The sequence below is a fragment of the Thalassospira permensis NBRC 106175 genome, assembly GCF_000714555.1.
Taxonomy (GTDB): domain Bacteria; phylum Pseudomonadota; class Alphaproteobacteria; order Rhodospirillales; family Thalassospiraceae; genus Thalassospira; species Thalassospira xiamenensis.
In genome coordinates, this window is the sequence record NZ_AUNC01000001.1 from 234,369 (window position 1) to 246,033 (window position 11,665).

Here is an 11,665-nt window from a genome sequence, read left to right on the forward strand (position 1 = left end):
CGTTTGACTGTCGGAATTCATGCCGGATGCGCTTTTTCTATACCGCGCCCGACGTTATTAATCATGCTTTATCCGACATTGGATGTGATGACATTGTTTCAAATCAATCCAAAAAGACGTGAAACGCCGCAGCGATCAAAAATCGGCTGCGGCGCGGGCAAAGCGATAGCAGATCAGAAACGGATGACCGAGGCACTTCGAACCGGCCCGCCGCGGCCTTCCTGAACAAGGACCGCGACACCGCCGTCGCAAGGCTGGTTCAGGGCGAAATCAAGTTCGCGCTGCATGCCGTCCCACTGCCCAAGATCGATCATTTCGCGCACGACATTGGCATGAACCAGACGCCGCCCGGCATTTTCGCCAGACCGGACATCGCGTGCCTGTTCGCGATCAAACCCGATCAGCCAAAGCTGATAGGACTGCCCGGCAGGCGGGGTATTGAGCATGCCGAGCTTTAATTTGCCACTGGCGGGGCTGGTTCGATTATCTGATAGCAGGGCCAGTTCCGCCCATTCCCGAAGCGGGGTCGTTTCATTGCTGGTGGTGACGATTCGGCCTTTGTCGGTGGCGCGAACGACCTGATCGCCGTTGATCACGACCTGCGGGGTGTAGACATAGCGTTCACGCATGCGACCAGCATAGTCGCGTTGCCGTTCGGTATTGGCCGCACTGGAAAACGGATCTTCCCAGCCCAGATAGTTCCAGTAATCGACATGAAACGACAGGGCAAGAAGGTCACCATGTTCCTGATTTAATTCGTAAAGAACACGATCCGCCGGAGGGCAGGAATTGCATCCTTCGGATGTGTAAAGCTCGATCACGGCGCGGGGTGACGTGGACTCGCCAGCATGTGCCAGCGATAAACCACCCATGAACGCGGTTCCAAGCATGAAGATAATGGGGCGAAGCTGTTTCATGGATGGATGATGCCCCAAAATGCCTATCAACCACCAATCACAAGGCGTTGAAAGGTCCGTTTGCGCCAAAACGACCGATTTTTGCGCAAAACACGGCAATTTAGACAGGAGATTTCGGGAGATCGGTGTTATTAGCTCCGGTCAATTCCGAAAGGAGGCAAAAGGTCTTCACGGAATGCGTGAGGTGAAATCACCTTTGCGTTTATAGAGAAAAATGAGGAACCGGCACTGCGGCGGGAGCGACTTACCGCGGATGCCAGTCCAAGAAAGGTTTGCAGGCAATGATTAAACGAGAGCATTGGGGGTCACGCCTCGGCTTTATCCTGGCGGCTGCCGGGTCGGCGGTGGGGCTGGGCAACATCTGGAAGTTTCCCTATATGGCGGGCGAGAATGGCGGTGGTGCCTTCTTGCTGATTTATCTGGCGCTGGTTTTCACCATTGGCCTGTCGGTCATGCTGGCTGAAATGGTCATTGGCCGGATGACGGCAAAGAACGCCATTGGCGCGTTTGCAAAGCTCAAGGGCGGTGCATGGCCGCTGGTGGGGCTTTGTGGTGTTGCGGCTGCCTTTATCATCCTGTCATTTTACAGTGTCGTCGCCGGCTGGACGATTTCCTATATGGTCAAATCGATCACCGGGGCGCTGGCGATTGAAGACCCGGCCGCATTGGGCAGCATCTTTGGCGGGTTCATTGCCGATCCGGTTTCGCCGCTGATCTATCATGCGATCTTCATGGCGTTGACGGTTTTTGTCGTCCTGGCGGGTGTTGGTTCGGGTATTGAACGTGCGTCAAAGATTTTGATGCCGGCCCTGTTTGCGTTGTTGCTGGTGCTTATCGTGCGTTCCGTGACCCTGCCGGGTGCAGGTGAAGGCATTGCCTTCCTGCTGTCGCCGGACTTTTCCAAAGTGACATGGGCAACGGTATCGGAAGCGCTTTCGCAGGCGTTCTTCTCGCTTTCGCTTGGGATGGGGGCGATGATTACCTATGGCTCGTATCTGAGCAAAAAGGAAAATATCGCCAGTTCGGCCGGTTGGGTGACGCTGCTTGATACGTCGGTTGCGGTCATGGCCGGTCTTCTGATCCTGCCAGCCGTGTTTGCATTCGGCTTTGATCCAAGTGCCGGTCCGGGCCTGACCTTTATTACGTTGCCAGCGGTGTTTGCGCATATGCCGATGGGGTCGATCTTTGCGTTCATGTTCTTCCTGTTGCTGGGGATTGCGGCATTGACGTCGGCGGTTTCGATCCTTGAGGTGGTTGTTGCCTATTTCGTTGATGACCGTGGCATCAGCCGCAAATGGGCATCGATCACGGTGGGGGTGATCATCTTCCTGCTGGGGATTCCGTCCTCGCTGTCGATGGGGCTTATGGGCGAGTTCAAGATCTTTGGCCTCGGCTTCTTTGATCTGATGGATTATGTCAGCTCGAAATTGCTGCTGCCGATTGGTGGCCTGTTCATCTCGCTGTTTGTTGGCTGGGTTGTCTGGGGCAAGGCCAAGGAAGATATTGCCGCCCATAATGGCGTGGTGCCGTTCTGGATCAATGGCTGGGGCATTATCGTGAAGTTCATCGCACCGCTTGCGATTGCCTTCATTCTGCTCAAGGGACTTGGCGTGCTTTAGGCCGCTTTTTTCACAGCAGACGACATGCGAAGGGCGGGGAATTTCCCCGCCCTTTTTGCTGGGGATCAAACCGGATCAGGAGGCTTCGGCCGGTCTTTGCTGAGACAGGGTGAGGATTTCATCAGCGCACATCGGTTTGCCCAGAAGGTATCCCTGTATGTAATCGCATCCGGCATCGCGCAGCAGTTTGAGCTGCGCGTTGGTTTCGACACCTTCGGCGACGCATTTTTTGTGCAGGTTCTGCGCCATATTCAGGATGGTGATCGCAAGCGCACTGCCTTCGCGTCCCTGATTGATGTCGTCGACAAAACTGCGATCCATCTTGATCGTGTCAAACGGCAGTTTGCGCAGGTAGCTGAGACTGGAAAAACCGGTACCAAAATCATCAAGTGCGATTTTGACGCCCAGATCGCGAATGCGCTGCATGTTGGCGCGCATTTCTTCGATATTCTGCATGAACAGGCTTTCGGTGATTTCGATTTCCAGCCGGTCTGCCGCCATGCCCTTTTCGACCAGAATGGTTCTGATCTGTTCGGCAAGATCGACGGTGCCATAGAATTGCTGGACCGAGACATTCACCGCCATCGTGACGTTGTGCAGGCCCTTTTCACGCCATGCGACCGCCTGACGGCAGGCGTGGCGCAATACCCAGCGCCCCAGTTCGCCGATCACGCCCATTTCCTCGGCTACCGGAACAAAGACCGAGGGGGGGATCGCCCCCCGTTGCGGATGGTTCCAGCGCAACAGGGCTTCGACGCCGTGCAGGTTGCCGGTGCGGGCTTCGAATTGCGGTTGATAGACCAGATGAAATTCATCGCGATCCAGCGCCTGACGCAGGGCACTTTCAAGGGCAAGGTCGGCATCGCTGCGTGAATGACTGGCGCGGTTATAGCGGCTGAACCGGTTTCGGCCCTGTTCCTTGGAATGCATCATCGCAATTTCGGCATTGCGCAAAAGATTGGCGGTATCGTTGGCGTCGTGCGGGAAGGATGCGATGCCGATGCTGGCCGAAATATAGATTTCCTGTCCCTTGCTGGTCAGGTGCGGTTGGTTTAACGCTTTTAAAAGATCATCGGCCAGTGCGGCATCATCATCGGCGGAAGTCCCCCCCGAAAGCAGAATGGCATATTCATCCGCACCAACACGCGCCAGAACACCCCCCTGATCCAGACGGCGATGCAGCCGACGGGCAACTTCGACCAGAACGTCGTCACCGTCACTGTGTCCCAGTGTGTTGTTCACCCGCTGGAAATTATCGATATCGAGCAGCAGGATCGTCAGGCGGGTTCCCTTGCGGCGGGACTCGCCGATGCCGTGGGCCAGCAGTTCAAGGAACCGGCGGCGATTGGGATAGCCGGTCAGTTCGTCAATATGGGCAAGCCGCAGAATGTCTTCGCGGTTTTTCTTGCGTTCGCTGATGTCGGTAAAGATCGAGGCATACTGGCTGATCTGGCCATCGGCATCACGGATCGCGATGATCGACAGCCATTCGGGATAAATTTCGCCGGATTTGCGGCGGTTCCAGATTTCGCCTTCCCATTTGCCGTGCTGTTGAATATCGCGCCACATCGAGGTGTAAAATTCGCGAGACTGACGACCCGATTGCAGGATATTGGGGTTTTTGCCGATCACGTCCGATGCGTTGTAACCCGTGACCCGGGTGAAGGCCGGATTGACCAGTTCGATCGTGCCATCGGCGGCACAGACCATGATCCCGTCCGGCGATGTTTCAATGATCTTGTCTGCCAGAAACAGCGACCGGCGGGCCTTGGTCAGTTCGACATCGCGGCCCTCCATCACGGACCTGAGATGGGCGAAGTAATCCTGTTCGATGAATTCCAGCAGATCGGCGAATGACAGAACACCGATGACATTGCCGGTTTCATCAATGACCGCAAGATGGCGGATATGTTGGGCCAGCATCGTGTCGCGGGCGTTGTTCAGGCTGGACTTGGCGGAAATGACACGCAGCGGACGGCTGGCAATTTCGATGGCCGGTGTTGCGTGATCGCCATTGGCAAGATTGCGCAGGATATCGCGTTCGGTAATGATCCCGGTGTGATCAAGCATCGAAACCGGGTCGGTCGCGACCGACGGATCATAGACAATCGCACAATCGCATTTGGCATCATGCATGCGCGCGCGCAGTTCCGACATCGGGATATCGCCATCGACAAAGATTGTCGTGCGGCGGATGGCGGCCCCGACATCCCCATCGCCCAGTTTGCGCCAACTGCCCTGTTGGCGGATCAGGTCAGACTGGCTGATGATTCCGGCAAGGCGGTTTTCCGCATCCACGCTGACCAGATGACGGACATGGCGTTCGCGCATACGGATGATGGCGGCCTCGGGCGTGGCATGGACCGATATGCTGTGAACCGGGGCCGACATCCATTTCGATATCGGCTCGTTCAGGGTGGCTTCGCAGTCGGCGGGCAGGGACAGGCAATCCTTTTCCGTCCAGATTCCGATCGGCAGGTGATCCTGTGTCACGATGATGGAGCTGCAATTGGCTTCGCGCATCATGTCGATGGCCTGACCAATCGCGGTTTCCGGCCCGCAACGCAACACGATGCCGGGGGAAATCGTACCTACAGTCAGGTGGGTGGTATTGCCATCGGCAAAACTGGGGCGCGTCATGATAACCTGTTGCTGTCCAAATCCTGTCAGGTGCCCGGTTTGCGGGCATTATTGGTTAGAGTCAGGACCCATCCCTATCAAATCGTCGGGACGGCTGACTTGTTATAAATCAATGGATATATGTGGTTTGGGTTTGTCGCAATTTAAAGATGCGTTCCACGCAAAAACACCCCCGTCCTTGACAGACGGGGGTGTTTCGCATTCAGCAGGCTTCTGATTTCAGGCGAAATCAGGCAGCTTTCATCATGTTACGCAGAACGAACTGCAGAATGCCGCCGTTCTGGTAGTAAAGGACTTCGTTTTCGGTATCGATACGGCAGGTGGCAATGACCTCTTCGGTGGAGCCATCCTTGCGCGTGATACGAACCGTAACGTCCTGCATCGGGTTGATACCGTTGCCGATACCCAGAACGTCGAAGACTTCGGTGCCGTCGAGCTTGTAAGTCGCACGACCTTCACCATTCTTGAACTGCAACGGCAGGACGCCCATGCAGACCAGGTTGGTGCGGTGGATACGTTCGAAGCTTTCGGCCAGAACAGCTTTGACGCCAAGCAGGTTGGTGCCTTTGGCTGCCCAGTCACGGGACGAACCGGTGCCGTATTCCTTACCGGCGATGACAACCAGCGGGGTGCCCTCGGCCTGGTAACGCATGGCAACATCATAGACCCAGCCCTGTTCGCCGGACGGGTAATGAACCGAAACACCGCCTTCGGTGCCCGGTGCCATTTCGTTGCGGATACGGATGTTGGCAAAGGTGCCGCGCATCATGACTTCGTGGTTCCCGCGGCGTGCGCCATAGGAGTTGAAGTCACGAACCGCAACGCCGTGCGCCTTGAGGTATTCACCTGCCGGGCTTTCTTCCTTGATCGAACCGGCCGGAGAAATGTGGTCGGTGGTCACGGAGTCAGCAAGGATCAGGAGCGGACGTGCACCATGAACTTCCGAGAACGCACCCGGTTCTTTCGCCATATTGACGAAGTAGGGCGGGTTCTGGACGTAGGTCGATTTGCCATCCCATTCGAAGGTTTCGCCTTCGGTGACTTCGATTTCCTGCCACGGTTTCGGGCCGGCAAAGATGTTGTCATAACGATCTTTGTACATCGAAGCAGAGATCGAGGATGCGATGGTGTCCGCGATTTCCTTGTTGGTCGGCCAGATGTCTTTCATGAAGACGTCTTTGCCATCTTTGTCGGTGCCGATCGGGTCTTTGTTCAGATCGACCTTCAGGTTACCGGCAAGGGCATAGGCAACAACCAGCGGCGGGGAGGCAAGATAGTTTGCCTTGACCTGCGGGCTGATACGACCTTCGAAGTTACGGTTGCCCGACAGAACGGCGGTCACGAGCATGTCGTTGCCGTCAATTGCCTCGATGATCGGGTCGGCCAGCGGACCGGAGTTCCCGATACAGGTGGTGCAACCGAAACCGGCAACGTTAAAGCCGAGCTTGTCGAGATAGGTCTGAAGACCGGCTTTTTCGAGATAGTCGGCAACAACCAGCGAGCCCGGTGCAAGCGAGGTTTTCACCCACGGTTTGCTTTTAAGGCCGAGTTCAACCGCTTTTTTCGCCAGCAGGCCGGCTGCGATCAGCACGCTCGGGTTCGAGGTGTTGGTGCAGGACGTGATGGCGGCAATAACGACGTTACCGTCTTTCATTGCGAAGTTTTCGTTCGAAACCGGAACAGAACGATCCGCATCAACACCCGGTGCCATGTCGGCAAAGGTCTTGGTGAAGCTTGAAACGGCATCTTTGAGCAGAACGCGGTCCTGCGGACGTTTCGGACCGGACAGAGCCGGTTCAACGGTCGAGATGTCGAGTTCAAGGGTCGAGGTATATTCGGCTTCGAAGCTCGGGTCGCGCCACATGCCCTGTTCTTTGGCATATGCTTCGACCAGTGCGATCTGTTCTTCGGAACGACCGGTGTTACGCATATAGTTCAGCGTTTCATCGTCAATCGGGAAGAAGCCACAGGTCGCACCGTATTCCGGTGCCATGTTACCGATGGTCGCACGATCCGGCAGGCTCATATGATCCAGCGCGTCGCCATAGAATTCGACGAACTTGCCAACAACGCCCTTCTCGCGGAGCATCTGAACGACGCGCAGCACGAGGTCGGTTGCGGTGATGCCTTCTTTCATCGAGCCGGTCAGTTTGAAACCGACGACTTCGGGGATCAGCATCGAGATCGGCTGGCCGAGCATTGCGGCTTCGGCTTCGAGACCGCCAACACCCCAGCCCAGAACGGCAAGGCCGTTGACCATGGTGGTGTGGGAATCGGTACCAACCAGCGTATCGGGGTAGGCAACGGTTTTGCCGTTATCATCCTGGCCGGTCCAGACGACCTTGGCGAGATGTTCGACGTTCACCTGGTGGCAGATGCCAGCCCCCGGCGGAACGATGCGGAAATTGTTGAACGCATTCTGGCCCCAGCGCAGGAACTCGTAGCGTTCGCCGTTACGTTCGAACTCGACTTCCATGTTTTTGTCGAGTGCGTCGTCGGTGCCAAAGAAGTCGATCATGACCGAGTGGTCAATGACGAGGTCAACAGGTGAAAGCGGGTTCACCTTCTGGGCGTCGCCGCCCATCTTGACGACGGCATCGCGCATCGCGGCAAGGTCAACAACGGCAGGAACGCCGGTGAAGTCCTGCATCAGGACGCGGGCCGGACGATAGTTGATCTCGTGCGAGCTCGAACGGGATTTGAGCCACTCGACAACAGCTTTGACATCGTCGGTTTTGACAGTGAAATCGTCTTCGTAGCGCAGAAGGTTTTCCAGAACGACCTTCAGCGTAAACGGAAGCTTGGAAACGTCGCCGATTTTTTCGGAAGCAACTTTAAGGCTGTAATAGTCGTAGGACTTGTCCCCGACATTCAGCGTGCGGCGCGTTTGCAGGTTGTCTTTGCCACAAATGGACATCAGACCCTCCTCAAGGTGGTTAAAGGGCTTGTCGTGACAAGACACCCCGACCGTCGGAGCGCCGAGCGGTGGGCTATCTGTATCTCGTGACGCGGGTCACGGCTACATATGTATGTGCCACGGGGTTACACCACAATTCCCCCTGAAAGTCCAGACCCGCAAAAGGGTCATTCTTGAAATCCCTGCGATAACAACGAATTGGTGAATGGTTGGCGTGTAATGGCAATCAGAAGGTATCTGATTCGGGTGAAAAACACCGTGAATCCGCCCGAAGATCATTCGCGAGTCCACAGGATCACCGCCATATCTGGAAAGACTCGAATGTAGAGGATGGCCTGTACTATCGGGGGAAATCCTGTCCGAAGGGGAACGAATCGGGTGATCGCCTGAATGCAACAGGGGACAATTTCGGCATTTGTCAGAGCACAGTTGGTGCAGCGCGAACAGGAACCTGAATGTTGCGATGCAATAATTTTCAGCCTTTCAGTATGCGGGTTGTGTCGTGATGACCTTACGGAATTATAGGTAGAAGTACATTCATCAGACCAGAACGCAAAAATTGTGCGATGCGAATTTGTGAAAAGTCTCAATGCGTTGCTGTGCAACACGTTGACGGCATTTGCTGAAATTGGTACTTAAATACGTATTAAATGTGCCAAGCCCGGTTTCCGTAAGGTCCGGGTCAGATAAAAACCGGCACATCATCAGGGAAACTGAACAAGAGGCACGGGGTATCCACCTTGAAATCCGGTCAACCGGAAGAAGGGGTGCCTGCGGCCCAAGTCAGGGAGGATAAGCGACGTTATGACGTCACAGGGTCCCATTTTGCAGATCAGCGACGTATCGCTTGTGTTTGGCGGCGTGCGCGCGCTAAGCGACGTCAGCTTTTCCGTCCAGCCCGGCGAGCTGTTTTCAATCATTGGTCCGAACGGGGCCGGCAAGACATCGATGCTGAACTGCATTTCGGGTCGGTATCAGCCAACCACCGGGTCAGTGTCCTTCAAGGGGCAGGATGTCACGGGGCTCAAGCCCAATGACCGGGCCGAGCTTGGCATCGGGCGTACCTTCCAGAACCTGGCCCTTTTTGGTCATATGAGTGTCCTTGACAACATCATGGTCGGGCGGCACCACCTGCTTAAAAACAATTGCTTTACCGGACCGCTTTACTGGTTTTCCGGCGCGCAGAAGGAAGAGCTTGAACATCGGCGCTTCTGCGAGGACGTGATCGACTTCCTTGAAATTTCCCACATCCGCAAGGCAACCGCCGGGACGCTGTCCTATGGATTGCGCAAGCGTGTCGAACTGGCGCGTGCGGTGGCGTTGCGCCCCGATCTGATCCTGCTTGATGAGCCGATGGCGGGCATGAACCTCGAAGAAAAAGAGGACATGGCGCGCTTTATCATCGATCTGAACGAAGAATGGGGCATGACGGTTGTCATGATCGAACATGACATGGGGGTGGTGATGGATATCTCCAACCGGGTCATGGTTCTTGATTTCGGTCGCAAGATTGCCGCTGGCCTGCCCGAAGAAGTCATGGCCAACAAGCATGTCAAAAAGGCCTATCTCGGCGAAGACGATGACGCAACCGACGAAGACGAGCAGGTGGCCTGAACATGAGCAGCAATACCCCCGATTACGCAAATGTGCAGGCACTTGATACCTTCCCGAAGGTGCTGGCGTATAATGCGCGCCACTGGGGCGACGAAATTGCCATGCGCGAAAAGGAATTCGGCATCTGGCAGGAATTCACGTGGAAAGATTACAACGACCGCGTCAAATGGATGGCGCTTGGTCTGCGCGATATGGGCATCACGCCCGGCGATGTGATCGGTATTATTGGCGAAAACCGGCCGGAATGGGTTTGGGGTGAAATCGCCGCCCATGCGCTGCGTGCGATGTCGGTCGGCCTGTATCAGGACAGTCTTCATGAAGAAGTCGCTTATCTGATCACCTATTCCGGTGCGCGGGTTCTGATCGCCGAGGACGAGGAACAGTGTGACAAGCTTCTGGAACTGGCCGATCAGATTCCGACGGTTGAGCACATTGTTTATTGCGATCCGCGCGGAATGCGGAAATACGAAGATCCGCGCCTGATGGATATCGAAAAGCTTTATGAACTTGGTCGCGAGATCGAGGCAAAAGACCCCGGTGCCTATGATGTGATGGTCGCCGATACGCGTGGTGATGAATGCGCGATCCTGTGCACCACGTCGGGTACGACGTCCAAGCCGAAAATGGCGATGCTCAATGCCGGGGATTTCCTTGATCATTGTGCCGCCTATCTGCGGGCCGACCCGAAATATCCGGGGGATAATTATGTTTCGGTTCTGCCGCTGCCATGGATCATGGAACAGGTTTATGTCGTTGGTCAGTCGCTGATCAGCCGCCAGATCGTCAATTTCGTCGAAGAACAGGAAACGATGATGGCCGATCTTCGCGAGATCGGACCGAACTTCGTTCTGCTGGCACCGCGCGTCTGGGAGGCGATTGCCGCCGATGTCCGCGCCCGCATGATGGATGCCACCCTGTTCAAACAGAAAATGTATGATTTCGGCATGGCTTTGGCCCGTACCGCCCTTGATGGTGGCGGGCATTCCAAGATTGCCGATATCCTGCTGATGAATGCGTTAAAGGATCGGTTGGGCTTTTCCAATTTGCGGTCTGCTGCGACCGGCGGGGCGGCGATGGGGCCGGAAACCTTCAAGTTCTTCCATGCCATGGGGGTGCCGCTGCGTCAGCTTTATGGCCAGACCGAACTTTGCGGAGCCTATACGATCCATCAGCCCGATGACATTGATTTCGACACGGTCGGGCGCGCGTTCGACAATTCGGAAATCAAAATCATCAATACCGATGAAAACGGTGTTGGCGAAATTGTCGCGCGCACATCGGGGATGTTTACCAGTTACTATAAAAATCAGGCCGCCTATGACGAGGATGTCCGGGATGGCTGGATGCATACGGGCGATGCCGGTTACTTCAAGGAAGACAACAAGCATCTTGTGGTGATCGACCGTCTGAAGGATCTGGCGGAAACATCAAAAGGCGTGCGGTATTCGCCGCAGTTTATTGAAAACAAACTGAAATTCTCGCCCTTCATCGCCGAGGCCGTGATCCTTGGCAAGGGATTGCCGTTCCTGTCGACCATGATCTGCATCCGGTATTCGATCATGGCCAAATGGGCCGAGCAGCGCGGGATTGCCTTTACCAACTATACCAACCTGTCGGCCCAGCCGCAGGTCTATGACATGATCGTTGATGAAATCCGTCAGGTGAATGAAACCCTGCCGGAAGCCCAGCGCATCAAGCGGTTCCTGCTGCTTTACAAGGAACTGGATGCCGATGACGGCGAACTGACGCGCACGCGCAAGGTCCGCCGCAGTGTGGTCGCCGAAAAATACGCCGACATCATCGATGCGGTTTATGCCGGTAATGACAAGGTTGATATCGACACCATGATCACCTTCCAGGACGGGTCGAAAACCCGCATCCAGACAAGTGTGAAGGTGGTCGATCTGGACGGGGACAAGGCCGCACAGACGGCCCCCAAAGCCGCCGAATAAGGCTGC

Annotated in this window: 6 protein-coding genes; 3 read left to right on the forward strand and 3 right to left on the reverse strand. The window is 55.6% G+C overall.

Translation table 11 applies throughout. From position 1 onward, the window contains the following. Window positions 1–173: 173 nt before the first annotated feature. Window positions 174–917, reverse strand: a complete 744-nt coding sequence (locus tag SMB34_RS00955; RefSeq protein WP_037987210.1) for a DUF1223 domain-containing protein — start codon at window positions 915–917, stop codon at window positions 174–176. Between the two features lie 281 nt (window positions 918–1,198). On the opposite strand from SMB34_RS00955, the gene SMB34_RS00960 reads away from it, so the two are divergent. Continuing rightward, on the forward strand, window positions 1,199–2,536 hold the full coding sequence (locus SMB34_RS00960) for a sodium-dependent transporter (protein WP_007090220.1): 1,338 nt from the start codon (window positions 1,199–1,201) through the stop codon (window positions 2,534–2,536). Between the two features lie 75 nt (window positions 2,537–2,611). Here the strand turns inward: SMB34_RS00960 and SMB34_RS00965 are convergent, their stop codons facing one another. Together SMB34_RS00965 and acnA are read right to left on the reverse strand one after the other, a co-directional pair. Beyond that, window positions 2,612–5,176, reverse strand: a complete 2,565-nt coding sequence (locus SMB34_RS00965; protein ID WP_037987213.1) for an EAL domain-containing protein — start codon at window positions 5,174–5,176, stop codon at window positions 2,612–2,614. Window positions 5,177–5,405: 229 nt separating this feature from the next. Continuing rightward, window positions 5,406–8,093, reverse strand: a complete 2,688-nt coding sequence (gene acnA, locus SMB34_RS00970; protein ID WP_037987214.1) for an aconitate hydratase AcnA — start codon at window positions 8,091–8,093, stop codon at window positions 5,406–5,408. Window positions 8,094–8,897: 804 nt separating this feature from the next. On the opposite strand from acnA, the gene SMB34_RS00975 reads away from it, so the two are divergent. Next, complete coding sequence (locus tag SMB34_RS00975) at window positions 8,898–9,707, forward strand: ABC transporter ATP-binding protein (protein WP_007090217.1); 810 nt, start codon at window positions 8,898–8,900, stop codon at window positions 9,705–9,707. A 2-nt stretch (window positions 9,708–9,709) separates the two neighbouring features. Then, a complete protein-coding gene (locus SMB34_RS00980) occupies window positions 9,710–11,659 on the forward strand; it encodes a long-chain fatty acid--CoA ligase (RefSeq protein ID WP_037987216.1) in 1,950 nt (649 codons plus the stop codon). Window positions 11,660–11,665: the final 6 nt, after the last annotated feature.

Excerpts from the sequence above, each read along its gene's own strand:
- SMB34_RS00955 (WP_037987210.1), bottom strand. The coding sequence starts at position 917 with ATGAAACAGCTTCGCCCCATTATCTTCATGCTTGGAACCGCGTTCATG.
- SMB34_RS00960 (WP_007090220.1), top strand. The coding sequence starts at position 1,199 with ATGATTAAACGAGAGCATTGGGGGTCACGCCTCGGCTTTATCCTGGCG.
- SMB34_RS00965 (WP_037987213.1), bottom strand. The coding sequence starts at position 5,176 with ATGACGCGCCCCAGTTTTGCCGATGGCAATACCACCCACCTGACTGTA.
- acnA (WP_037987214.1), bottom strand. The coding sequence starts at position 8,093 with ATGTCCATTTGTGGCAAAGACAACCTGCAAACGCGCCGCACGCTGAAT.
- SMB34_RS00975 (WP_007090217.1), top strand. The coding sequence starts at position 8,898 with ATGACGTCACAGGGTCCCATTTTGCAGATCAGCGACGTATCGCTTGTG.
- SMB34_RS00980 (WP_037987216.1), top strand. The coding sequence starts at position 9,710 with ATGAGCAGCAATACCCCCGATTACGCAAATGTGCAGGCACTTGATACC.